Source organism: Clostridium sp. LS (assembly GCF_002760435.1).
Lineage (GTDB): Bacteria > Bacillota > Clostridia > Clostridiales > Clostridiaceae > Clostridium.
Window position 1 is genome coordinate 25246 of record NZ_AUUU01000071.1, and the last position, 26683, is coordinate 51928.

Annotated in this window: 26 protein-coding genes; 2 read left to right on the top strand and 24 right to left on the bottom strand. The window is 29.5% G+C overall.

Translation table 11 applies throughout. From position 1 onward, the window contains the following. Positions 1–10: 10 nt before the first annotated feature. The 23 genes from COL3_RS16720 to COL3_RS16825 form a co-directional block, all read right to left on the bottom strand. On the bottom strand, positions 11–1429 hold the full coding sequence (locus tag COL3_RS16720) for a phage baseplate assembly protein V (protein WP_008428606.1): 1419 nt from the start codon (positions 1427–1429) through the stop codon (positions 11–13). Positions 1430–1471: 42 nt separating this feature from the next. After that, positions 1472–2059 carry a hypothetical protein gene (locus tag COL3_RS16725; protein ID WP_008428609.1) on the bottom strand — a complete coding sequence of 196 codons (588 nt, stop codon included), beginning with the start codon at positions 2057–2059 and terminating at the stop codon, positions 1472–1474. 74 nt (positions 2060–2133) lie between these two features. Beyond that, positions 2134–2913 (bottom strand): hypothetical protein, encoded by a 780-nt coding sequence (locus COL3_RS16730; RefSeq protein WP_008428610.1) that lies wholly within the window; start codon positions 2911–2913, stop codon positions 2134–2136. Positions 2914–3397: 484 nt separating this feature from the next. Then, a complete protein-coding gene (locus tag COL3_RS16735) occupies positions 3398–6025 on the bottom strand; it encodes a hypothetical protein (RefSeq protein WP_008428612.1) in 2628 nt (875 codons plus the stop codon). Between the two features lie 24 nt (positions 6026–6049). Then, a complete protein-coding gene (locus tag COL3_RS16740) occupies positions 6050–6748 on the bottom strand; it encodes a hypothetical protein (RefSeq protein ID WP_008428614.1) in 699 nt (232 codons plus the stop codon). Next, the gene (locus COL3_RS16745) at positions 6745–8019 is read right to left on the bottom strand and encodes a hypothetical protein (protein WP_008428616.1); all 1275 of its coding nucleotides are present in this window, start codon (positions 8017–8019) and stop codon (positions 6745–6747) included. Before COL3_RS16745 ends, COL3_RS16740 begins: the two co-directional genes overlap by 4 nt. A gap of 21 nt (positions 8020–8040) precedes the next feature. Next, on the bottom strand, positions 8041–9894 hold the full coding sequence (locus COL3_RS16750) for a serine/threonine protein phosphatase (RefSeq protein WP_008428618.1): 1854 nt from the start codon (positions 9892–9894) through the stop codon (positions 8041–8043). Between the two features lie 35 nt (positions 9895–9929). Next, positions 9930–10799, bottom strand: a complete 870-nt coding sequence (locus COL3_RS16755) for a protein phosphatase 2C domain-containing protein (RefSeq protein ID WP_008428620.1) — start codon at positions 10797–10799, stop codon at positions 9930–9932. Between the two features lie 11 nt (positions 10800–10810). Beyond that, entirely contained in the window at positions 10811–11317 is a 507-nt protein-coding gene (locus tag COL3_RS16760; protein WP_008428622.1) for an FHA domain-containing protein, read from the bottom strand. Between the two features lie 120 nt (positions 11318–11437). Further along, the gene (locus COL3_RS16765) at positions 11438–12007 is read right to left on the bottom strand and encodes an FHA domain-containing protein (RefSeq protein ID WP_008428624.1); all 570 of its coding nucleotides are present in this window, start codon (positions 12005–12007) and stop codon (positions 11438–11440) included. 13 nt (positions 12008–12020) lie between these two features. Beyond that, positions 12021–12461 carry a DnaJ domain-containing protein gene (locus COL3_RS16770; protein ID WP_008428626.1) on the bottom strand — a complete coding sequence of 147 codons (441 nt, stop codon included), beginning with the start codon at positions 12459–12461 and terminating at the stop codon, positions 12021–12023. Positions 12462–12639: 178 nt separating this feature from the next. After that, complete coding sequence (locus COL3_RS16775; protein WP_008428628.1) at positions 12640–13065, bottom strand: hypothetical protein; 426 nt, start codon at positions 13063–13065, stop codon at positions 12640–12642. A gap of 27 nt (positions 13066–13092) precedes the next feature. Further along, positions 13093–13518 (bottom strand): hypothetical protein, encoded by a 426-nt coding sequence (locus COL3_RS16780; RefSeq protein WP_008428631.1) that lies wholly within the window; start codon positions 13516–13518, stop codon positions 13093–13095. A gap of 212 nt (positions 13519–13730) precedes the next feature. Beyond that, complete coding sequence (locus tag COL3_RS16785; protein ID WP_008428632.1) at positions 13731–15908, bottom strand: hypothetical protein; 2178 nt, start codon at positions 15906–15908, stop codon at positions 13731–13733. A gap of 498 nt (positions 15909–16406) precedes the next feature. After that, positions 16407–17549: a carboxynorspermidine decarboxylase gene (gene nspC, locus COL3_RS16790; RefSeq protein WP_008428634.1), complete on the bottom strand. Its 1143-nt coding sequence runs from the start codon at positions 17547–17549 to the stop codon at positions 16407–16409. Between the two features lie 212 nt (positions 17550–17761). Continuing rightward, positions 17762–18004, bottom strand: a complete 243-nt coding sequence (locus COL3_RS28435) for a hypothetical protein (protein ID WP_143327548.1) — start codon at positions 18002–18004, stop codon at positions 17762–17764. Between the two features lie 21 nt (positions 18005–18025). Beyond that, on the bottom strand, positions 18026–19228 hold the full coding sequence (locus tag COL3_RS16795) for a saccharopine dehydrogenase family protein (RefSeq protein WP_008428636.1): 1203 nt from the start codon (positions 19226–19228) through the stop codon (positions 18026–18028). 86 nt (positions 19229–19314) lie between these two features. Beyond that, positions 19315–20169 carry a polyamine aminopropyltransferase gene (gene speE / locus COL3_RS16800; RefSeq protein WP_008428639.1) on the bottom strand — a complete coding sequence of 285 codons (855 nt, stop codon included), beginning with the start codon at positions 20167–20169 and terminating at the stop codon, positions 19315–19317. Continuing rightward, entirely contained in the window at positions 20170–21627 is a 1458-nt protein-coding gene (locus tag COL3_RS16805; protein WP_008428640.1) for an aminotransferase class I/II-fold pyridoxal phosphate-dependent enzyme, read from the bottom strand. It abuts the gene before it with no gap. Between the two features lie 15 nt (positions 21628–21642). Then, a complete protein-coding gene (gene speD / locus COL3_RS16810) occupies positions 21643–22461 on the bottom strand; it encodes an adenosylmethionine decarboxylase (protein WP_180277953.1) in 819 nt (272 codons plus the stop codon). A 288-nt stretch (positions 22462–22749) separates the two neighbouring features. Continuing rightward, positions 22750–23442: a hypothetical protein gene (locus COL3_RS16815; protein ID WP_008428645.1), complete on the bottom strand. Its 693-nt coding sequence runs from the start codon at positions 23440–23442 to the stop codon at positions 22750–22752. A 337-nt stretch (positions 23443–23779) separates the two neighbouring features. Continuing rightward, positions 23780–24154: a DUF3892 domain-containing protein gene (locus tag COL3_RS16820; protein WP_008428647.1), complete on the bottom strand. Its 375-nt coding sequence runs from the start codon at positions 24152–24154 to the stop codon at positions 23780–23782. An 85-nt stretch (positions 24155–24239) separates the two neighbouring features. Continuing rightward, positions 24240–24842 (bottom strand): HAD family phosphatase, encoded by a 603-nt coding sequence (locus COL3_RS16825; RefSeq protein ID WP_008428648.1) that lies wholly within the window; start codon positions 24840–24842, stop codon positions 24240–24242. Between the two features lie 330 nt (positions 24843–25172). Between COL3_RS16825 and COL3_RS28865 the strand changes: the two genes are divergently transcribed. Both COL3_RS28865 and COL3_RS16830 read left to right on the top strand, forming a co-directional pair. After that, positions 25173–25346 carry a hypothetical protein gene (locus tag COL3_RS28865; RefSeq protein ID WP_008428650.1) on the top strand — a complete coding sequence of 58 codons (174 nt, stop codon included), beginning with the start codon at positions 25173–25175 and terminating at the stop codon, positions 25344–25346. Between the two features lie 20 nt (positions 25347–25366). After that, positions 25367–25615, top strand: a complete 249-nt coding sequence (locus COL3_RS16830; protein ID WP_008428652.1) for a spore coat protein — start codon at positions 25367–25369, stop codon at positions 25613–25615. Positions 25616–25706: 91 nt separating this feature from the next. Here COL3_RS16830 and COL3_RS16835 read toward each other — a convergent pair whose 3' ends face one another. Then, complete coding sequence (locus COL3_RS16835) at positions 25707–26516, bottom strand: hypothetical protein (protein ID WP_008428654.1); 810 nt, start codon at positions 26514–26516, stop codon at positions 25707–25709. Between the last annotated feature and the right edge of the window lie 167 nt (positions 26517–26683).

Genomic DNA, 26683 nt, shown 5'->3' on the forward strand with positions numbered 1-26683 from the left:
TAATCTTTAATTACTGAACTTTAACTTTTGCACCGCCCATGGTTACATCATCTTGTATATTCATATTGGCTCCCGCCTGAGTCAAGTTAATTCCCTCGTCTCCTTGAATTGTTATTTTGGATTTACAGTTAATTTCAATATCATCTTGAGCACTTAATATTATCTTCTTATCACTATTAACTTCTATTCCGCCATCATCTGTTAATCTCATCAGAAGATTTCCGCCTCCAACTATTTCTACTGCACCTGGTTTCATTACTATCTGCTTTCCATACTTTGTCCCTATATTCTTTTCATCTGGATTGCTGCGTTTTTCTGAATTGCTGCTCTCTAAATTTACTGAGCTTATGGCATATGCATTTTTTTCTTCATTATCTGGGAAATACAATCTTACGGCATCTCCCACTTCCGGCATACAATACCATCCCGTACCATCTTCTGAGGAATAAACTGTAGAATATTCAAACCACTTTGCTGTGCCTGCATCTTGATTCCCATCTATTTCTAGCTTTATTTTAACCACATCATTTTTAGTTTCTAGGATGCTACCATTAAGAGACATTCCAACAATTTTATTGTTATAAATTTTTCTTACTTTCATGCCTTTTTCATCTCTTAAAATATATTTATTTAAAAGCTCTCCATCAATCATTTCTATTTCACATTTATATACATAAACGTTTCTTCCCTGAAAGTTAACATTGCTGTATAAATTCATTATTTTATTACTTGTTATTTCATAGCTTACTAAGTTTAGATCATCTAAATCATAATTTTCATTTGCAGCTTTAACTTTATATTCATGTAAGCCCTTTTTTACTGAATAGTTATATTCGTTTATATCATATATACTTCTATCTCCTGAAGCTCCTAATGAATACTTTATATCTGATAGCTGGCATTCAGCTACAACTCCAATATTAAAATGCGATGCTAATCTTTTTATAAGTTCCCAGTTGGTTTCTTTATATTGAACTATTAACTTATCAATATTCGCTCCATTTGTAGCATTATCATATATTTGAGCGCTACTATATTCTGAATTAATTTTCTTAAAAATATCTTCATAGGTATCATTTTCATTCTGAAAAGTCCGGCTCTTTTTTTCTATATCCATTAAAACAGTCTTACTTAAAGCTTCTACTTCTAAGGTTCTTACATCATTGCTTGCATCAATACCAATGTTAGATATAATTCCTTCAAATAAATCCGTTACATTACCCTCATTATCTTTTACTGAAATTTTAATACTTGCTTCATCATCTGCTTCTTCAACATATTTATCTGCACTTTCATCACTTATTACACCATTTATATAAAGCTTTGCATGTTCATTTAATTCTCTTGTTATTTTTAATACCTTTATCTTTTCGAATTTATATGGCGATACTATAAAATCCCCATAAGTATATACATATTCTTCACTCATCTACTCTCATCTCCAACTTTCTAAAATTCATTAAGCAAATTATTATTGTTCTTCATTTACTACTTTTATAGTTTTTAAAACCTCAAAAGAGACGTCTCTCCATTCTTCATAATCACTATATCTGCAGCTAAAAGTCCCCATTAATGTTTTTTCTTCAAATTCAAAGAAAAACATTAAATTATATAAAGAATCATCTATTGCATAGCTCTTAAACTCAAAAAAGCCTATATTCTTTGAATTTACTTCTATTACTCCATCTTCATAAAACACATTTGCAGGATTTGTTTTTTTAATTATCATCTTCATTCCATCTTTTAGTTCTTCCACACGTTCTTCATCTAAAGGACTAGCAATAATATTTAAAGTAAATGTTATACTTCCATCTTCATTGCACTTTATGATTTCTGGTCTGTTTTCTGATGGATATTTTAATTTTCTTGCTTCAAATGACATATCCTCAAAGTCCTTGGGAATATACATCTTTAACCTTTCTTCAAAGAAGTCTCTTTCCTCAAATTCATAATATCTGTTTCCAATTTTCACAGGGCCACTTTTAATATCCTTTTTAGCCTCTCTTTTCTCCATTTCATTTATAAAATCCAAAATCTTTTCATCAACTCGTTCTGCCATATATCCTTTCCCCCTTCTATTATTATTTAAAAATCATAAACTTTTTCCCTTGATTGCTAATTGTCAATTGTGCATTAATCTATAAGTATCTTCTTAAATCTTCCGCTGCCTCTACGTCCATGACTGCCTGCTCCATCTTTAGCACTTCTTAATACATCTAAAAGATAATAATATAAATCTTCATTACTATACTCTCTGTTTTCAATGTTCAACTTATATGCTAAATAGCTGATTATTATCTCTTTTTGGATGGCTTCCTTACTTTGAACACACATCATTGCAAAGGATATATCCCAAGGCTCATTTAAATTACAGCCTAATAATTCTAGTCCAAATCTTCTTAAGATATCTGGATTTAAACTGCTGTCTCCATAAGCTGCATAAGGTGCATATATTGTATTTACTGTATCGTATTTTGTGCTTAAATCAGTAAAATCTGTATGATTAATTCTAAGCTTTGCTCCAACTCTTAATTTAAATCTGCAAATCTCAATTTCATTTTCTCCAAGTTCTAAATTCTCTGTTAAACTCATTTCTGTAGAATTCATCCTAAAGTCGCTATCCTGCATTTCAGGTAAGAATTTTACCTTTAAAATCGTAAGCTTATTGCTGCAGGTGTATTCAAGTCTGCTATCCTTTTTTAAAAGGTAAATTACACCATGGTATTTTATTATTCCTTTTGATATTTTTATATAATTATCAGAAACCTCTAAATCACACCCAGAGATTATCCCATCAGAATATCCCTTAAACTGTGCATCAAAAAATTCCCTAGAAAAATCCCTAAGTTCCTCAAGCATTTCAATTTTCAAAAGCCTTCCGCTATTAAAAATCGGATATCTATTTTCAAACACCTTACCCCTTCTCTCCTTACCAATTTTCTATATTTTATCCCTACCATAACCCATATTTATATATGTTGATATAATATAAAGTTCATACTAAACCAGAAATCAAAATTATTATTTTTTATTGACTTAAATTGACAGCTTCACCAAAAATTAAATACATTTTTGTGAAGCAAACAATAATATATTTAGCCTCTAGCACCTCACCCATTTGCATCGTTATAATATTAAATTCATACTAAACTAGAAATCAAAGTTATTATTTTTTGCTTGGCTTAAATTGATAGCTTCACCAAAAATCAAATACATTTTTGTGAAGCAGGCATTTGAAAATTTGGCTGTTAAAAGCACTTAATGGAGGCTTGTTCCAAATTAGCTTGTCACACTGAAAGTGGGAGCAAGCTAATTTGGGCGCAAGCCTCCATTTAGTGCTTTCAGCAAAATTTTCATAGTCCTGTGGAATAAAAATGTATTTGATTTCGGTAAACTTCTATTTAAGTCCATCGAAAAAGTTTCGTTCCCATTTGTCATTTTCAAAGTAGAAGAAGTTTTCTTTTCCTATATATAGTTCTTCTTCTTTTCTTAAGATAGCTAGTACATAAAAGCCCCATAGCTCTTCTTCTTCCCATACAAAGAATTTTACTTCATTGTTTTCTATGTTGTCTGTTTCATGTTGATTGATATTTGGAAACATCTTTCCTATAGTTTTTGCATCAGTCTTTTCTAGTTCTTCTTCATTAAATTGATAATTATATTCGTATTTTACATTGTCATTACTGTCTTTTAGATACAATTTAAGAAGAATTCTATCCATAAATCTTGAAATGAAGCCTCTATTTATTTCTCTTCCTTTAATTAAAGTCTTTTGCTCTCCTGTATGTGTATAAGCTGTTAGAACATAAGGAAGGGTTGGAGTTTTACTTTCTATATTTATATCTGCATATCCAAAGTTTCTTGCATATAAATATTTTAATGAACCTTTAAGACATGCAAGCTTCAATTCATATTCTTCCTTAGCTTCTTTTTTGCTTTTATTAACTTCAATTATTCTCCCTGGTATAAATTCTTTTAAAGCATCTTTAAATATATCTACTTTGCAGGATTGACCTGTTAGTTTAATGAAAGAATAATCATATAACTCATCGTTGTCATATAATTTCTCCAAAAATTTCTTTATTATGTTATAAACATCACCTTTTATTAAGGTGGTTACTTCATATATGCTGAGAGAAATGCTTGGAGCTTCTTTTACTACCTGCAAAATCCCCTTATTTACATATGATAATTTCCATTTATCAAATTTTATTACATTTTCCTCAGAATCCTTACTTTCTTTAGGAGTTAATATAATATTTAAAATATCTGGGTTTGCAAAAAATAATTTTTTAACTTCTTCTGCTAAATCAAATAAGAAATAATAATTACTTCTAACCTTGCAGTAATCTTCTTTACTCCTTGTTTCGTATAGCTGAAACTTTGTTGGTATTATTGCTTCTGCTCTCTCATATGCTTCATTTAGAGTTTCATATAGTTCATTAATTCCGGTCTTGTCTATAAATCTAAATATATCTATTTTAAATTCATCTATTATGGCCTTTTTTATACTCTCATCCTCATTAATTAAAACATTTGCCATTAATATCTTTATAAATTGAAGTATTCTAAAAGTTAGGTTATTCCCTCCAAAATCTGTATCTCCATTTTCATAAGAAGTTTCTATGTCTAGCTTATAAGATACTCTTCCATTAGATATATTGAAGCTGCAGCCAGTAAGGTCAGTAGTCCCCCCGCCGCAGTCTATAATTAAAGCTTTATACCATTCCCCCTGAACATATCTCTTTTTATCTATTAATTCAGAAATTGTATTATAAAGTACAGCAACACTTTCTTCTAATATATTTGTACTTTCCACGGTATAATCGCTTAGGATATCTTTAAATAAGGTATGAAATTTATATTTTTGCTTCGATGGGCAGGATATATAAATATTTTTAAATTTACATTTAAATCTTTGCTGAGCTAAAGAGATAATATAATTAAGATAAGCTTTTATAATATCCTTTCTTTTTATAAAAGTTGTTCTTTCATTTATATCAATTACTTTTTCACTTTTTTCAAAATCACTTATCCATCTTTTTATGTCATAGAAAAGACTCATTCCATCATCTACATATCTTCTTCTTGATTCCCTCATTGCTTCATATCCAAAGATATATTCTATTTCATTATCTTCAATATTTTTTACTCCTACAACGCTTGGTATAAGTGGAGTTATTTCCATTTGCTCCTTTGTTTCATTAATTATTTTTACAAATTTTACTTTATCATCTTCGTAATCAGCGTATTCCTGGCTTTCAGTTAGATTTTCATTTAAGCCTGGAAAGATTTCTTTATCTATATAAATACCAGCTGTTGTGTTTGAGGTTCCAAAGTCAATAGCTAGCGGCATTTTTGTCTCATTTAATGGTTTTACTTCAAATTGTAATATTGGCAGGGAAATAAATTTGATTGAGTAATTTATTTCAATAGTGTCTCCTTCATAGGTATCATAAAGGGTTTCTGAATCTTTTTCTGAAAAGAATAAAAGACTGTAATGCTTACTTTCTGATTCTCTTGCTTCTACTAACTCACTTTTTGTTAAAAAGTATCTTTCTTTATTGTCCATAAATATTCTTTTTATATTAAATATAGTGCAAACTTTATAATTGTTATCAACTAAAAGCACATTTCCTTCTTCTAGGTTTTCGTTACTTCTTAAAATACAATTGTCATAAATATCAAGAGCTAAATTTTCGTAAAGAGTAATTTTCCCTGGATAATCAATGTTAGCATCTGTAATGATTTCTTTTTTACTTCTCTCTAAAAACCTTTCAATCCTTCCAATTCCGCCAATTAAATAATTATTTATGAGTTTTTTCTCTTTTTCGCCTCTATACTTCATTATGAGCCTTATTAGTTCTTCTTTATCAAGAGGATTAACTATACTCTTTACCAGCTTTTCTTTATTACATATTTCCCTTAATTGAAAAGTGGTCATGAGTCTTAAATCTTTTTCTTTATACTTGTTCTTCTTTTCATTTTCATTTCCCTTATGTAGCTTGTATGAATATAAACTCATATTCTCCTCCTAAAACTTTTTTCTTTACTCGACCATAATAGTTTCGTTAATCTTCATGGTATTATCCAGACCTATAATTCCAAAATGCTTATCCCAAAATATTAAGGGCTTCATGTTTATAGGTAAAAATGTTTCAACTATAACATTGATTTTAATTTCTAGTTCCTTGTTCTCTTCTTCATCTAAATATATATAAACATTTTTTGGTCTTTCCTTACTCATGTAAATTACACTGTTTTTGAATATTTTTCTTAGAATTTTTCTAAATAATTCAAGGGAAATTCCAGCTCTATATAAGTTGATAAATCCATTTAATAAAATATCCAATTCTTCTTTTTCAAAATAGCTTATATTTTTAGCCAGCTTTTCTCCAAATACTGAATTTAATATATCTCTAAGCAGGAATTTCTTATAAAATTCTGTTTTACACAAACCTATTTTTAGATCTAATTCACCTAAGTAATGCAATAATATATCCAAAAGGACTTCTCTAAGTTCCTGACTTTCTTCTAAGTTAATATTAAATAAATCTTTAAAAATTTCATAAAATCTATAGCACTCATTTACTTCTATAATGTTATCTTCTGGAAGGGCACTAGAATTAAGTTCATTTAGAGAAATCTCCATATATGGACTGCTGGTTTCTGCATGTATAAATTTTATATCTCCTCTAGGGATATTTTGCCTATCTGCTTTTAATAACATCTCCCAAATATAATTCATATTAATCTTCCTTCACACTTATATTCTGGATAAAGCAATTGAACTTCTGATACTAAGAAACTTAGAATATCTTTATTTAAATAATATTCTTTGTTTATTGGCTCAAAATATAAAACAAGAGACTTCTTTACATTTTCTTCTCTTATTTCATCTATTATAAAGTTATTTACCTCATAGGTTTGTTTAAATTCCTCTGGATAGTCTGCTGTAAGCTTAACTTCATTAAATATTAAATGCTTTGAAACTTTATATGAATTTATTACTCTAGCAAGCTCTGTTTTAGTCTTTATTGTATAAGGTTTTTCGAAGGCCAATTTATTTGTAAAGTTAACTTTTATTTCATTTGTCATGAGCTCATATTCATATTTTTTATTTTTATGTGGATCTATAATGCATAGGAACTTCCAATCAATTGATTCACTTATGCTTGTACATATTATTACGGACTTTTTAGTAAAGGTAATATAATTAAACTCACTATTGTCTTCGTCCACTAAATATCCGTTTTTTGTTCCTTCTTTTACTATGGTGATATCATGCTCATAACTTACTTTATCTATGCACGGTACTGGAAATCCGCCACACTTTAAGCTCAGCTCCTTTATATTCCAAAGGGGCACCATATTATACTCTACGTACTGTGCATATTCTCCAAAATCAACTTCAATGGTGCTTATATTTTCATTTCTATCCATGCTGCCTTCTATCCCTATTAAAACTACATCGGCAATTTTATATATATATGGATTATTTACTGTAGTCCACGGAATATTATTTTTTATGAAGCTTCTATATAACTTACTAACTTTATCAATATATTGCCTATTTTCTACTATTTTAAAATCAGCTTCATAAATTCTTTTATCTGTAGTTATACGACCTTTTATATTAAAATCTTTATTTATAAATTCCCTAAACTTTAGGTAATCGCATTTAAGAAAAACCTTAAACATCTTTTTATCTTTTCTATTTTTAATTGCTTCTAAAATCTCTAAAGTATTATAAATTTTTTCTTCTGCATCTTCTTTTAATATTGGATATAGAAAATCATCAGTTATATCTAACTTATCTCTTCGAATTATAGTCGAGTAAACATTATATTTTTCTTTTATATACGGCACTTCATTAAATACTCTTTTTTCTATATCGTTAAGCCTATCTTTTGAATATTCCTCTAGTTCTTCAAAGACACCATTCATTATTTTTTTTAGAAGCAATCTATCATTTAAATCCTTTATTTCATTTAATTTCTCATAAATCCTATCATCCATTTTTTCACCTACGTTAAATTATTATTTAGCTGCAGTTTGAGCTTTTGCTGAAGCTTGATCTATAGCATTTATTTTTTCAGTTACTTTTGATAAATCATCATTATCTCCTAGGCTGCTGTATGCATCTTTAGATAAAAGATATAATACTTTTGCTGAAGTATTGTCACCCTCTGCATATTTTTTATCTGCTTCTTCCTTATATTTATCTGCCTCACTCTTTTTATCAGAGGTCTCACTGATTTTTTTATCCATAAGTGCTATTTTATCTACTAGTTCATCAGCTAAACTATTTGCATTTATTTCTTCAAATTTCTCTTTAGCTAGTTCATAGTACATTTTTGCACTTACATAATCTCCTGCAGTATATTTAAGATCTCCATTTTTTCTAAGATCTATGGCTTTGTTTTCAGCATCTTCTGCTGCTTTCTTAGTGTCTTCTGCCTTTTTCGCTGCATCTTCCTGCTGCTTCTTCGCATCTTCATCAGCTTTCTTTTTATCGTCTGCCGCTTTATCTGCATCAGCCTTTTGTTGTTTTGCATCGGCAGCTTTTTGATCATATATCTTTTGAATCTTGTCCATAGCTTCTTTCTTTTCATCTTTTAAATTGCTATCTACTGCTAAATCTTTAGCATCTAAGTAATTTTGCAATGCGCCATCTAAATCTCCATCATTGTATTGCTTATCTCCTAGGGTTAGTAAATCCGCAACCTTTATACATTTTTTAGCTATATCTATTTTATTTAATATATAATCTCTTCCTATATCCTCTGAATCCCCTGCTTTTTCTAGAGCAAGAGTGTATTTATCTAAAGCATCATCATATTTTTTCCCATCTAAGTCTTTATCACCATCAATTATGATTCCTGTATATTTATAATCAGTATCTAAGTTCTTTTCATCATCGGCAAGTTTATACTTTTCAGCTATAGCTAAAGCATCTTTATATTCCTGATTAGCTTTTTCAATATTGCCATCTTGAATGTATTCCTCTGCATCTTTCTTATCTTTATTCATTACAGCAATATCATCAGCCTTCTTATGTTTGTATATTATAAATGCCCCTACCCCTATTGCTATTATTAAGAGTACGAGTATTGCAGCTATTATAGCTATTTTTATTTTCTTGCTTCTTTTTGGATCTATGTATGCTTTTTCTACAAAAGTCATAGCCAAAGTATAATTCTCTAATTCTTTTCCTTGTCTTGATAAAATTGCATCTTCAACGTTATCAATTACATCCTTAGGTTCTTTTGCTCCTTCTAAGGAATCTTCTATTTCTTTAGCATCGCAATTTTCCCATATCCCTTTTGTTAAAAGTGCAAACACATCTCCATCAAAAAGTTTGATTTTCTTCGATATAAAAGGTTTTTTAAAATCGCTTTGCCCTAAATATGCAGAAAGATTGTTCCTCTCAGCGTGCTTTTCCATTGCATCTAGAGGAATCATCTCATCATCTGCTAATTGTTGTGCTAGTGATTGATCTTTACTTTTATGCTTTAAATATCCATCTTTAAAGTAATAAAGCCTTGTATTTCCTATAACTGAATAAATTAATTTACTATAGTTAGTTACAACTACAGTCATTGATGCCTTTAATCTCACATTTCTGCTGCTGGCTATAAGTTCATCATTTACATTCTTTAAATATTTCCTTAATGTGAATTTATTCATTGTAGGCTTTGCTGTAAAATCTTTTATGAAAGTTGTTACTGCTATTTTCGCACTTTCTAATTCCTTGTCTTTATCTATTCCATCAGCTATTACATAACACGCATAATTATCTAGCTCAACAAATGCAAAATAGTCTTTATTCTGTAAATTAGTTCCTTCTTCTGATATAAAACTCGTTTTAAATTTTGAGTTTAGCTTCCTCATTTTCTTCACCCTAACTTAGTTTTATTAGTTGTAATTTATTTCTCATTAGCAGCTTCTCTTTTTTTGCCAGTGTATTTCATAAGTATAAGACTGCCATTACAATTGTTTTTATTATTATTTTCAACTCTTTCAATTATCTCCTGGCAGATTACACTTACAGATGCTCTCTTATTACTTAGAATTTCTTCAAATTCAACCCATCTTAAGCCTTCATATATACCTCTGCTCATAAGTAAAATTATGTCATTCTTATAAAGCTCAATTGGAACTTCAGAAATTTCTATATTCTTAAAAGATTCTTGTCCAACATAATATAGAATTTTTTCTTCTTTTAAAGCATATAATGCTTCCTTCTTTTGAATTTTTCCATTGTAGTATTCTTTTTTTGCTACTTCACTTATGGTATGTCCTTCACTTAATCTCACAAGTTCCTTATTTCTAAAAATGCCAATCATTGCATCCCCAACTAAAGCGTAAGATAATAAGTTATCATTTACTATTGCGCTTAATACGCTTGCTCCTCCTTTATCTTTTTCAACTCGCTTTATAATTTCATGATTGGCCTTATTGAAAGCTTTTTTAAAGAAATAAGTTAATTTTTCTTTACTGCCCTCTTCTACAAACATTTTAATTATTGATTTAGCTGCTACAATGCTTGAAATTCTCCCTGCCTCATTTTTACCTAAACCATCTGCTAACACTGCCAATGTTCCATTAGATGTATTTACTACATCCACATAATCTTCCTGGATTTCTTCAGATCCAATGCTTACTCCTTTTGCTATCTCTAAATCTCTTTTATTAATTCTCTTTAATAAAAAAGTTCTTAATATTAGCAAAAGTATTAAAACGCCTAGAAGTAAAAGAATTAATTTTAAATTTCCATAATCATCAACGCTTAGCATATATCACATACCTATTCTTTTTCATTATCTTGCCATTCAAAGTGCTCACCACAAAATGGTACAAAAAGGAACTTACTTTTTCCAAGTTCAATTACATCATAAGCAGATAATTCTGAAGGCATATAAGCAGGCTCACCATTTAAATAGGCAATTCCTGAAGAATCTCCCGGTAACAATACATTATTTTTTTTCTTTGGATCATATACGATTATTGCATGATTTCTTGTAGCAATATCGTTATCTCCTATAATTTGAACATCCATGTCATCTGCTCTACCTATGAAGTTTTTTCCGCTTTTTATTTTATAGTCCTTGCCAACTCTTGTTCCTTGAATGCATACAAGCCATCCGCAGACTGGATCAACCTCTTGATATAGCAAGTTAGTTTCTATATCTATCTTTTCCTGTACAGGTTCTACTCTTTCTTTTTTTGAAGTATCTATATTGCAGTATGGACATATACTTCCATAACGCCTTTCACTAAACATATGCCCATTTGGACATCTAATAAGTCCCATTTATATCACTCCATTTCTTTAAATCAATTCCCTTTAGGGTATCCGTGTACAATTGTTTACAAAATCCCTGTGCGGGATTTTTTAATATCTTTACGAAAAGCCATAGGCTTTTCTTACTTATTATTTAAGCAATAATTTTACTTTAGAAATAAATAGAATATCTCCGCTTCTTAATTCACAAGGAGCATCTTTTACAATTCTATACTTTGTGTCATCATCAGCCTTTTGAATACTTATTCCGCTTTCTTCTGATAAATCTTCTATATACCATTTTCCCGCTGCATAATTCACAACTGCATGGTTGTTTTCTATAAATTTCGAATATATCGAACAGCTTAAGTCTATAAATACATCATTGTCTCTTCCGTTTTTACCAATAATAAAGGATACCCTTTCTCCTATATCCCAGGTTCTTATGATTTCATTTTCTTCATTAACTAAATCAATCCTGTTTATATTACTCTCATCCTCTATTACTTCTTCCTTATGCAATCTTTTATACAAATTTATAAAACATATTGCTCCTAATCCTACTGCTGCAGCTATTATAATTCCTCTAATATAAATTGATCCTATTGTTATATAGGCAACACCACATATTAATGCAATTATTACTCCTATAAATACATTAATTAACTGCAGACTTATTAGTAATTTACTATTATAATTTAAATTATTTTCTTCATTCAAAGTAACCACTCCATTACTTCTTTTTTATATTAAAAAAGCTCTCAAACATTTTACTGGTATCCATTGGATTTTTTTTATTCTGTAATTTATCTTTATTAATATTATTGGAATTTGCATTAAATCCAAAAAAACTCTCAAAATATTTATTTAAGTTTTCTATACTTTCACCTTTATCTTGATATTTTTTATTACTACTATTATTAGATCTATTATCTGTACTATTTGCTTCTCTGGTGTTTTTCGCTTTAAAAAATTCTTGTTCATACTTTCTTCTCGAGTCTTCGTTGTTTAAAACTTCATATGCTTCATTTACTTCCTGAAATTTTCTTAATGCATCCGTATCATTTTTATTTCTATCTGGATGATATTTTTTTGCTAAACTTCTGAATGCTTTTTTTATCTCATCCTTAGAGGCTTCTGTAGATATATTTAATATCTTATAATAATCTTTCACCTTATCCCCCACTTAGTTCAGTTAACAGTTAACAGTTAACAATTTACAGTTAAGAGTTTGCAGCTTATGTTGAAATTATAAGCTGCATGTTTATTTATATTAGAATTTGATTTTTGTAATATATTAAAAGATTTTTCTTTTGGACTTTGTCCTAAAAGAAAAATCAATATTATTATAGTTAAGCGCTATATCCGCCTTCTATTGTAACTGTGCTTAGCTTGTCTTTCTTTTGTCTTACAACAAGCTCAAAAGTACCTATTCCTTCAGTGTCTCCAAAATTTTCTTTATAGTCAACTACAAAGGCATTTGGATAAGTTATTTTTCTTATAACTTGATCTGCTGAAATTACTTCTACAGTTACTTTTCTATAGCAGTCTGCCTTTTCAGCTGGCACTAATGACCATGTACCCATTTTTCTTGTGCTGTCAAATGGATCACCGTCTACTGCTGTTAAGATTTTACCTGCAATAATCATTGTGCTTCCAACATCTTTTGACCTTGCATTTGAATCTTCTGGAGTATCTGTAGTAAGTTTTACAGTTTGAACACTTTCTATGCTAAGATCTATTGTTTCTGCGCCTTCAATTTTTACTTTAAATCCCATTTATTAACGTCCTCCTTATTATAATTTTTATTCAGCAAAGCCGCCTTCAAATTTAACACCGGCTGTTTTATCTTTCTTTTGTTTAACATACAATTTAAATGTACCTACACCTTCTGTATCACCATAATCTTCTTCATAATTAATTACAAAAGCATTAGGTAAAGTAAATTGTCTTACTACTTGAGATGCTGAAATTACATCTACAGTTACTTTTCTGTAACAATCAGCTTTTTCTGCTGGCACTAATGACCATTGTGCTAATTTAATTGTGTTATCTGCTGCTTCTCCATTTACTGGTGTTAAAATTTTACCAGCAATTACTAATGTTGTTCCTAAATCTGTTGAACGTGCATTAGAATCATCTGGAGTATCTGTTTTGAATTCTACAGTTTCAATACTTTCGATGTTTAAATCAATAGTTTCTGCACCCTCAACTTTTACTCTAAATCCCATTTTTGATCCTCCCATTAATTTTTATTTATAATTAAAATAGATTTATTAAGGCACTAAATATTACAAGTCCAATATGTCATGAATATTTTTCATCAAGCAACGAGCTAGATTGCCATTATAGCGCGCCCATCAGGTCAATCTGCCGATACAGGATGGTGAAAAATAGTTGGCAGATAGACTTGTTTTTTGATTGCGCCTAAAATCTATTGTAATTAACTAACTTCACTACGTGCGTCATTGCGTGTAATTTCAACTTCAAGGTTCTTAACATTACCGTTAAATACTAAGTCGATATTACATGTTCCATTCTTTTCATTTATTACGAAGTTAATATCATCTCCATCTCTAACAATGGCATTAATATATTCTTTACGTGCCATCCACTTGCTTTTAACACTTGTTGGATTGTTACTAAAGAATTTCACAATATTATCTTCTTTAAAATCATTAGTGTAGAATCTTAATATTCTCTCAATATATGTTGTCACTAATGTCTTGTAAATTGATTCAAAATCATTTTCATTAGCTTGTAAGCTTCTAGCCTTATATACTGTTATTTGCTTTATATCCTTACCTTGAATTTTGGCATTTTCAGATGAAAAAACAAATCCAAAATTTCTTCTGTTTATTGCATTTTTAATTTCGTTCGTAAATCCAGATATTTCTTTTGCAAGAGTTGTTGTAATCATTAATGAATTAGCTCCTGATTCTATATCAAATCTAACTCCTGGATATTCACTGTATACATCCTTAAAATTCTCTTTTAAATATTCTGGACATTGGTATGCTGCTACAATACCAGCTCCTATATATGAACTTCCAATGTAAACTCCTTCTATCCAAAGTTTTAGAATATCCTCTTTTTCTTTAGATAGCTCTACTGCTCCATTTTCCGTTAATATCATTCTCTTATCTAAAATTACCCCTGACTTTTCCTTTGGAATAACTGTAAAATTAGGTAAACATGGAATTGCAAATTCACTATACGGATTATTCATTAATGTTTCACATTTATCCATAAACTTCTCAATTCCCGCTGTTGCTATATGATTAAAGGTAGTATCTTCTCTTGGTTCAAAACTAAAGAACACTTGTATACGGTACTTTTGAACTGTATCCAAAAGCATAGCTAAGTCCTCCATTGAGTTCGAATCTGTCTGTAAAGCTTGTTTGTTAGACTTAAATCTTTCCCTTCGAACTTTATTTTTTGCTTGTCCTTCAAGTTCGATTGATGGAACAATTCCAAACCAAATTGTATTTTCAAAGTCATTCTTATCATTTACTGAACTTAAGAATGTGTTCAGCCTTGGCAGATTTTGAGCATTTACCAATCTAGTAAGCTTTGTATTTGTAACCAATAAACTTGGCTTCATTCCCTTGCTTTTTGTCTTATATTGATCAAAAAACATCTTTACCCCTAATATTTTTTCTATTAAAGGCTTTACTGTCTTTATAAAATCATCTTTAGAATTTTTATAGAATTCTAAATAAGTATTATAGTTATTTACTTCCAACTCAACGTCTACTGAGCTTTCCATGGTTGATGAAAGTGGACAAAATGTTCTTATAACCAAGCTTTTTACATACTCTGATTTTGTCTCATTAACTTCTTCATAGTCTTCCTCAAAAGCTTCGATTAAGCCTGCATTTGCTTTATCATCTATTGCAACTAATGAGGTTTCTTCTACTTTTGGAGCTTCTATAACCTTCAATTCTCCATTTTCTCCCATGCTCAAAACACCAAGCTGAAATTGTTCATTTGAGTTTTTATTATCGTCTCCTCCAAGAAGTAATCTTGTCTTTATATCTTCAATTGCAAGAGGTAACATTGCCATAATATTGTTATAGTTTGCACTTGCTTCCTCAAACATTAAGTTAAGCTTGTCCCCCATGTCAAGTTTACTTGGATCTTCATCATCTAAGGCTTCATACTTACTATATGTATATTGAATTTCCTTTCGAGTCTGCCTTATATCATCCATTACTTTTTTAGGTGAGATCATGTCCAATAAATTCTCGAACTTAAAATCTACATTTGCAATTCCTTGAGCTCTTTTTGTATCTATTAACGTAAATAACATCTTCAAAAAGTCGTTGGATTTATTGATTGGAATCTCAGTTATTAATTCACTTGGAAAGTTTTCTGGTTTTTTTAGTGTATACATTACTTTCTGATTTGTTGCATTATAAAATGAATATACTACTGGTGAAAACTTTTCTAAAAATTCATCAAAGCTATTTACTAAAAATAATTCATTAATCTCTTTAATTTTGTCATCATTTAAACTATTTAATCCTTTAGTATCACCTACTACTGTAATTAAATCTAATTTTTCTGGATTAATCTCCTCAAATAATATAGTTCTATTCGTTTGATTTATAACATCCACTTTTAATCCTCCCATTAAATAAATTTACATAAAAATTATTTTATACCTAGCATTCCCCTTTATTACATTTTATAGGAATACTATAGCAAATTATAATATATGAATTAAATTTATTCAAGAATATCTGGTCCATTTTTACATTTGTGTTTTTAATAGTAAATTATATTGTCATTTAAATATTTCCAACTTTATCTTACATTTATTTACTAAAATACTCCATTTTAACTTAATACGAATTTTTTCTCTTTTTTTCCCTAAAATCAAACTTAATTTAACACTTATATTTTTATATAGTGTTGATTAATAACTTATCAAAAATTGTTGTATTATAATATTAATTGTTAATAATTTTTTATTCGTAGTATCATTAGGAATTAAATAAATTAATGGTTCGATTTTTAGTAAAATCGAATCATTAATTTATTAAAATGTGATTATTAAAAGAATATTTGTAAAATAAAAAAAGAACTGTGTTTAATTACACAATTCTTTTTCTATTTATGACAATCTATTTTTGAAGTCTTCATATCCAAATTTTTTTATAACTTCGACACCTTTTTCTTCACTGTATTTTACAATTGCAGGAAGATTAACTCCATTAAAAGTATTATTTTTAACCATTGAATAAATAGCCATATCGCAGAACACAAGTTTATTTCCCGGCTTTAATGGCTCCTTAAATGAGTAGTCACCTATAATGTCTCCAGCAAGACAAGTTGGACCTCCAAATCTATAAGTAAACTCAAATTCATTTGGCTTTCCAGCTCCTATTATATTAGGCCTATATGGCATTGCAAGCACATCTGGCATATGACATTCTGCTGAAGTATCTAATATTGCTATATCCATTCCATTTTTCATTGTATCCAAAACTGTTGCAACAAGAAATCCTGTATTTAGGGCTATAGCTTCACCTGGTTCAAGATAAACCTCAACGTTATATTTATCTTTTATAAAATTAATAGATTTTATTAGAGTTTCTAAATCATAATCTTCTCTAGTAATATGGTGACCGCCGCCAAAGTTAATCCACTTCATTTTCTTAATGTATTTGCCAAACTTCTCATCTACAACCTTTATTGTACGTTCAAGAGTATCAGAATTTTGTTCACACATTGTATGGAAATGTAATCCGTCTATACCCTCAAGCCCATCTTCTTCAAAATTCGCTAAAGTAACTCCCATTCTTGAATTTTCAAAACATGGATTATATATATCTGTTTCTATCTCAGAATACTCTGGGTTAATACGAATTCCACATTCAATTTTCTTTCCTTCAAGATTTTTAACTTTATCTCTATATTTCTTCCATTGGCTAAATGAATTAAATACTATGTGATCACTGTATTTCATTATCTCATCAAATTCATCTTCTCTATAAGCAGGCGCGTAAATATGCACTTCCTTACCCATTTCTTCATATCCAAGTCTAGCTTCATGCAAAGAACTTGAAGTAACTCCCTTTAAATACTTTCCTATTAAAGGAAACGTAGAAAACATTGAAAAAGCTTTTGTTGCAAGAATAATATTAGCCCCTGTTTCCTTTTGAACATGATCCAAAACTTCCAAATTCTTTTTAAGAAGCCTCTCATCAACCAAATAACATGGTGATGGCAATTTATTTAAATCTATATCTTTCATCAATCCACCAACCTTTTTCTCATTTAAGAGTTAACATTTTAAGGATGAAATCCAATTAAGATTTCATCCTTAACTTTTTCATTGATAACATTCAAATTTTATCGTTATAATTATCAATTTTTACTTAAGTCTTTAATTTTATATACAGAACAACATAAAATTAAACAATTGTGATATTTTAAATAAATAAACTATTAACTAAATTTTTACACTCAAATATTATCTATACCAGAAAGGGTAGGTACTCTTTTGTAACCACAAGGGTCATAATATGCAGTGTTGCATTTAGAATATAGCTGTAGGTATTTCTTAATTAGAAGTTGTTCCACATATGCTAGTTCAAAGCTTGCCTTTGATGCTAGCATTGTGGGTACAACTTCTAATTTTAGAAATCCACAGCTATATTCTATAGCAACCGAAACAACAGAGTACCTACCCTTTCGGTTAGTTAACATTTAATTTAAAATTTCTGTTGTTTATTCAACTAAAGTTGGTGCAAAGTCTTCTTTCCATGGTAATCCCCATTTATTTAATTCTTCCATAAATGGATCTGGATCAAATTCTTCTACATTATATACTCCTGGTTTCTTCCATAAACCTCTTAAGATTAAGCTTGCACCTATCATAGCTGGAACTCCAGTTGTATATGAAATTGCTTGAGATCCAACTTCTTTGTAGCATTCTTCATGAACACAAACATTATATACATAATAAGTTACATCTTTTCCATCCTTTTTACCTTGGAAAATACATCCTATATTAGTTTTACCTTTTGTTCTTGGCCCAAGGGATGCTGGGTCTGGTAAAATTGCTTTAAGGAATTGTAATGGAACAATTTGCTTTCCTTCATAATCTATTGGTTCAATTGAAGTCATACCAACATTTTCAAGTACACGTAAATGTGTTAAATATTTTTCTGAGAATGTCATCCAAAATCTTATTCTCTTAATTCCTTTAATATTGATGCCTAAAGATTCTAATTCTTCATGGTGAAGTAAATACATATCCTTTGGACCTATTTCAGGGAAATCATAAACTCTCTTTATTTCAAGAGGTTCTGTTTCTACCCATTCTCCATTTTCCCAATAGCTTCCTGGAGCTGTAATTTCACGGATATTTATTTCTGGGTTGAAATTAGTTGCAAATGGATATCCATGGTCACCTGCATTAGCATCTAAAATATCTATGTAGTTAATTTCATCGAAATAATGCTTTGCAGCATAAGCACTGAATACTCCTGTTACACCTGGATCAAAACCGCTTCCAAGAAGTGCTGTTATCCCTGCTTTTTCAAATTTTTCTCTATAAGCCCATTGCCATTTATATTCGAATTTAGCTGTATCAAGTGGTTCATAGTTAGCTGTGTCTACGTAATGAACCTTTGTTTCTAAACATGCATCCATAATTGTTAAATCTTGATAAGGAAGTGCAAGATTTATTACAACCTCTGGCTTAAACTTATTAATTAGTGCTACTAATTCTGCTACATTATCTGCATCTACTTGAGCAGTTTGAATTTTAGTTTTAGTTTTTCCTTCTAATGAAGCCTTTATAGCATCGCATTTTGATAGGGTTCTGCTGGCAATACAAATTTCTTCGAATACCTCTGAGTTTTGACAACATTTGTGAATAGCAACGCTAGCAACGCCACCAGCACCAATAATTAAAGCTTTTCCCATCCTAATTCCTCCAATTTCTTTATAAATTTGTATTTCTGATCATAATTACTACAATTTTTATTTTATCATTAAATTGTTAATTTTTATTATTCGGTAAGCCCACTTAACATATCTTTAACATAATTAGGTAAAGCAAAGCTTCCTACATGAAGATCTGTATTATAGTATTTTGTTTTTATTCCTAATTTATTCCATGCATCTGCATCTAAGTCCTTTACAGGGTGATATTTTTTTGATGCAAATCCAAATAACCAGTGTCCTGATGGATATGTTGGAATATGTGCTTGATATACTCTGATAATTGGAAAATATATTGTTATTTTTTCATGAGCCTCTTTCATTGCTGCTGCGTCGTTATCATAGTATGGACTCTCATGCTGATTTACTAAGATCCCATCTTCTTTCAATGCCTTATAACAATTTCCGTAGAATTCTTTAGTGAATAGTCCTTCTCCTGGACCAAAAGGGTCTGTTGAATCTACTATTATTAAATCATATTCATTTTCTTTATCACGTATAAATTTCAAACCATCTTCATAAAATATATTTACTCTTTCATCATCAAGCTTACATGCTGTTTGCTGAAAATATTCTCTACAGATTTCAACAACTCTTTTATCGATTTCTACCATATCTATCTGCTCTACAGAATTATATCTTGTAAGCTCTCTTATAGTTCCTCCATCTCCTGCTCCTATAACCAGAACCTTCTTAATATTAGGATTGGTTGCCATTGGCACATGAACAATCATATCATGATAAATAAATTCATCTTTTTCTGTTACCATCATTAATCCATCTAATGTGAAAAATCTACCGAATTCCTTAGCTTCTAATACATCAATTCTTTGGAATTCAGTTTGTTCTGTATGAATTTCTTTCTCAACTTTAATCGAAAATCTTACATTTTCAGTGTGCTGTTCTGTATACCATAACTCCATTTATTTATCCTCCACAATATTAATATTTTCAATTTTAGGATCCTCTGTTCCTGTTAAAAAACAACCTTTTTCTTTCGCATAGTTTATATAATCTAGGATTTCTTTAGTTATTTTTTCTCCTGGAGCAAGAATTGGTATCCCTGGCGGATAACACATTACAAACTCAGCACATATTTTCCCGCTGCTTTCATTCATAGGAACTGAAATCTTAGGAGAATAAAATGCTTCTTGAGGAGTAAGTGCAACTTCTGGATTAATGTATTCATGATCGAACATTCCAGCTTTATCTTTTGAATGTAATCTCTTAATTTCTGATAATGATGATATTAATCTTTCAATAGCTAAATTTCGATCTCCAACAGAAATAATAGCTAATATATTTCCAATATCACCAAATTCGATTTGTATGCCGTATTCATCTCTTAAAAGATCATATACTTCAATTCCTGCAAGGCCTATTTCCCTAGTAAAAACAGATAGCTTTGTTATATCAAAATCGTAAACTGCATCGCCATCGATTAATTCCTTAGAAAAAGCGTAGTACCCTCCTATTTTATTTATTTCACCTCTAGCATATTCAGCTATTTGGGTAACTTTATTGAAAATTTCTTTTCCATGAAGTACAAGATCTCTTCTTGCTAGATCAAGGGATGACATTAAAAGGTATGATCCACTTGTAGTTTGAGTTAAATTTATAATTTGACGAACATATCCAATATGTAAATCACAATTTAACAGCAAGAAAGAACTTTGGGTTAAGGAACCACCGGTTTTATGCATACTAACTGCTGCCATATCTGCACCTGCTGCCACAGCTGATACTGGCATGTTTTCTCCAAAATAAAAATGTGTTCCATGTGCTTCATCTACTAAAACATACATCCCGTGCTCATGGGCAATTTTAGTAATTTCTTTTAAGTTTGAGCATATTCCATAATAAGTCGGATTATTTACTAACACGGCTTTTGCATCTGGATTTTCTAAGATTGCTCTTTTCACATCTTCAACTGACATTCCAAGAGGTATTCCAAGCTTTTTATTAATTCCTGGATTTATATAAACTGGAATTGCTCCACTAATAACTAAGGCATTTATGGCACTTCTGTGTACATTTCTAGGCATTATAATTTTATCGCCTCTTTTACAAACACTCATAACCATAGCTTGAACAGAAGAACTTGTTCCATTTACCATGAAAAATGCATGTTTCGAACCAAAAGCATCTGCTGCAAGTTCTTCAGCTTCTTTTATTACTGATACTGGGTGACAAAGATTATCGAGGGGTTTCATTGAATTTACATCAACAGAAAGACACTGCTCACCTAAAAATTCCCTAAGCATAGCATTTCCTCTTCCTTGTTTATGTCCTGGTACATCAAATGGAACCACTCTAGCTTTCTTATATTCTGTTAACGCTTTATAAATTGGTGCATTAGCATGGGATTCTCTATCTCTCATCTGTACATCCCCCCATTAATATATATTAGTCCCACTAAAAATCTCAATCATTTCTTTCCTTAGATTATTCTCAATCTCAAGTCTTTGCTTTGGTTTGATTTCATAAACATCTCTATTAAAAAGATAATTTTGAAGCTCAATTTCTTTAATTAACATTTTAGTATGAAATATATTTGACTGATATACATTTATATCCATAGCATCATATCTCTTCAAGGTACTTTCATCAATATAATCTTGAATGGATGTTATTTTGTGATCTATAAACAACTTTCTGCCATCAACGTCCCGGGTAAATCCCCTTACACGATAATCTATCGTTATGATGTCCGAATCAAAACTTCCAATAAGATAGTTTAATGCATTTAAAGGAGAAACTTCTCCACAAGTAGCAACATCAATATCAACACGGAAAGTAGCAATTGAGTTATCTGGGTGATATTCTGGATAAGTATGGACAGTTACATGACTTTTGTCTAGATGTCCCACAACAGTATCTCTAGTTTTCAAAATATCAATTTCACCTTTATTACAAGAAGCATCGATTTCTTTAACGGCTAAAGTTTCTTCAGATATTAGGATAGTTACGCTTGCTCCTTGCGGGTCATAATCTTGTTTTGAAATATTAAGTACATGTGCCCCGATACTTTCCGTTACATCACATAAAATTCTTGTAAGTCTCTCTGAATTGTATTGCTCATCAATATACGCAATGTAGTCCTTTTGTTCGCGCTCACTTTTTGCATAGCACACATCATAGATGTTAAAGCTAAGTGTCTTTGTGAGGTTGTTAAAGCCGTATAACTTCAGCTTGTTGTCCAACCCTAACATCACAACCTTTCTGGCATAAATTAAATTCTAGTTGCATTAGAATTTGTTTCAAAAATCCACCGATTAAATCTTATCTATTTAATGTTCGCAATCTTACAAATACTTAATTTTATGTTTACCTTGAAACATTATTATCATACAACATTGACATTTTACTATATTATCTTTAAAAATGCTACTATTTATGACAATATTTCTTACTGTGGTTTAAATAATTTTACTTAAACTCCATCATGCTCAATATTATTTTAAAATCCTCCATATTTCATATACAAATATACCAAAATCTACTTAACTATTTTTTCTCATAGCTTTTTCTTTTACATATTGGTTGTATTCTTCAATTGAATAAATTTCAGGTTCTCTAACTTCCTCAAGAAAATGTGAAGCTTCTGCATCAGCATTGCTAAAGGCTAAAACTGATTTATACATTTCTATTGCTTTGTTATAATCTCTATATTCATCCTTAGGTACATAAGCTCCCATGTGCCATCTAATCATTAAACATTCTTCTAGGGTTAACTTAACAAATTGCTGTAATAAAATTACGCTCTTTTCTCCATGTCCTAAAGGAATCTTATCATCAAATTCATATGAAGCATATCCTATCCACTTTCCTGTCATTTCATCCTTTTTTAATCTCATTGTCTTTTCATAAAAATTGCATTTACAAAGATCATGTAAATATCCAGTTAAGTATATTGTATCATTACTTAATCCTAATCTATACTGATTATTTTTCTGAATTAGTAATTCAACCACATTATCTGAATGATATGCTAAGCCTCCATCATAATTTGAGTGAAACTTTGTAGATGCTGGTGCAGTAAAATAATCGGTCCTTTCTAAAAGGTATTTTATTAATTCATCTATTCCATCTCTTTTAATAGAGCTTAATCTTTCTATTATTTTATCTTTTAATTCCTGCATTTCTTGCGCTGCCTTAGCTTTCGTCATTTCCTTTAAATCACGTAAATCACTCATTAATACATCTCCTATTCTTGATTAAGTTCCTATAGCTTTTAATTTTTTCCTATTAGCATATATCTATTAATTTTTATGCTTCTTTATTATTTTAGCACTTTTATAAAAAAACTCATATCATTTAGACACATTTTAAAAAATAATAGACCTGTATGTGTTTTCGTATGACTGCACTAGAATATAACCATCTAATACAAAATATGTTACGAACTAAGTCTCTTATTTTATCTCAATGGTCTTTATGACATGAGTTTTCTAATAAATTATATATTCTGACTTAATCTTAATTGTTACAATGTTTATGAGATATTCTACTTTTTAAATATTTTAAGAATTATTATTCTTCTATAACTGGAAGGGAGCTCAAATTATTTGATTCATCATCATCTCTGCGGCTTCTTAAATATTCTTCACCTTTTCTTGAAGTTGAAACAGATACTCCGCATATAGCTCCTTCTTTAGCTAATTCTACACCTCGTTCTTTAGTCACTTTCTCACCATTTGAAAGTTCATATCCTGTTATTTCGCCTGAATGCTTTATTATTGCTTTTATTGAATTTTTTTCACTATCTGTTTGTGATTTAGATGTTAAATCTTCATTGCTATTTTCTAGAGATTGGTCGCTTAATTTTATATCAGTATTTGCCACTGCAGCATTGTGAATAAAATCAAGTGTTATTCCTGCTGAAGATATATTATTTTTATCTTCCATAATAAACACCTCCGTACTTTTTTAAGGTCTTCAGTGTTATATTCTCCAATAAATATATTTTAATGTATACCTAATTAGTATCATACTAAATTTTTATATGATATTTTCTCAATTCTATCTCTAAATCCTTCGGGTCCTCCAAGACTATGCCTTTAAGTCCAAAATTTATAGCTCCCTCAATATTTTCTTTCATATCATCAATAAATATTGTTGAGTTTGGCTCTAAATCGTATTTAGTAATAATTTTTTCATAAATTTCTTTTTCAGGTTTAAGCAACTTTTCTTTGTAGGAAACTACTCCACCATCAAATAGTTCAAATAAATTGTACTTATTATTTATATATTCAAATGCCGCCAAGTGAAAATTTGATAAATAAAATATCTTGTATCCATTTTCCTTTAATCTTCTTAACATATTTACACTGCTATCTATAGGAGTTAACATGTCATACCAATTTTCAAAGATTAATTTTATTAATTTTTCATTTTTAGTATTTCTATTAATTATTTCTGTTATAGCACTTTCTTCGCTAATTACACCCCTATCAAGCATAGGCCACTCTTTACTTTTGAAAACACATTCATATATTTCTTCAAGTTTTTCTTCACCGATTTTAGCTTTAACATATGTTTTAGGATCAAATTCTAATATTACATTTCCAAGATCAAATATTACATTTTTAATCATGCTTATCCCCCCATTTTAATACTCATGGTTAAAGTCGTATAGAATCTGCAACTTCTCTCATTCCTAAAATAGTATTTTCTAAAGAAGTTCCCATGCCTTTTCTCTTTCCACTTTTTCTTCCATAAAATATATTCCTCTTAATTTATACTAAAATTAACAGTCAAATTGCTACTAAAATAATATCACTATAATATTTTCCAATCAATATTCTTAAATTAGTGCGAAATTATAAGTTATAACTTCATCATAGCTCTAAGTATAAAAAATTCTCTTTATCACATAATACATTTGTTAAATAAATTAAGTTAATTATGTAGGAGGTGAATTATAATGAGTCCAAAAGAATTATTATATATTCAAGATGCGTTAGGTCATCAACAACATATGAAGAAAAAATGCCAAGACATTGCAAATCAAATTCAAGATAGTGAGCTTAAAAGTTATGTTAATCAATTGGCTAATACTCACCAACAAATATTTGATCAAATTTATCAATTATTATAAGATTAAGAGGAGAGTTTATTATGAACGATAAAGAATTAATTGAAGATCTTTTATTGACAGTAAAACGTGGCTCTGATTTATTATTACATGGAACCATAGAAGCTTCCACACAAAATGTTTATAATGCATTTGATAGATCATTAAATGACACATTAAAAATGCAAAATGAATTATATTGTAAAATGTCTGATAAAGGCTGGTACTCAACAGAACAAGAAGATCAAAATAAAATAGATAAAGCTAAACAAAAATTTTCAAGCCAACAATAGAAAATCCCACAAAATAGGTATGCGACTAGTTTAACAAATAAATGCAGGTTATTCATTTATATAATTGAGTAACCTGCATTTATTGCTTAATTTAATGTCTAATTTTTTGATATTCTTTTCGCAATTTTTGTATAACCTGCTCTTCATTATACCTGTTATAGGGCCAAATTTTCGTTTCAATTTTACATCTAATCCATTCAGCTTTTAGATAAATATGTACTATAGTATCTATATCATTATTTAAACATTCAATTTCATTTTCATAATTACTTATCATATAATCACTTTCTTTAATTATTTGCTTTATTAACTCTAAGTCGCCCATACAAGCCAGCTTAACTCTGCTTTTTAAATCAAATAAATTTAAATTTTCAGTACTATTTATTTCTTCAATTTTTTTATTTTTTATTGCAATATTTAAAAACTGCTTTAACAATTTTTTTTCACTTATGACATCAACAGCATCATAAAATTTATCTATAAGATCATTATCATCCTCTACTAACTTAATAGAGTTTTTACAATGATATAACAGCAAATAGCTATTTAGGGTAGCTTTTAATTCATCTATTTTTGATATTAATTCCATATCTATGGATCCTGTAAAATTCAAGTGCATTTTTATTAAAGAAACAACTTTTTCCAATTCCCTTCTATATTCAATTTTATTTGTTCCTTCCTTAGTTCTAATATATAAATTTGTTATATTACTTAATTCCTTTAAGCACGAAATATGTGTTCTAAGTGTAGTTATCCATATGACTCTAAATCTTGTAATATTATTTATATAAAGAGTTTTCTTATTTTGAAGTAGATTCAAAACTCCAGTTAAAAATGTAATCAGCAGTCCTGTAAATGTTATTATATCAATTACTGCTAGTTCAAATTCTCCAATTCTCATAATTTACTCCCATTTTCTTCAATTCATCCTTTGTCATTTTCAGTTTGATAAAATAAGTATAACAAAGTGGCTGCGCCACGTTTTATTAATGATGAATGATTAATGATTAAGGATTAAGGTTGAAATTACTTCGTAATTTCTTAAATATTTTATTTTTGAAAAGCCAA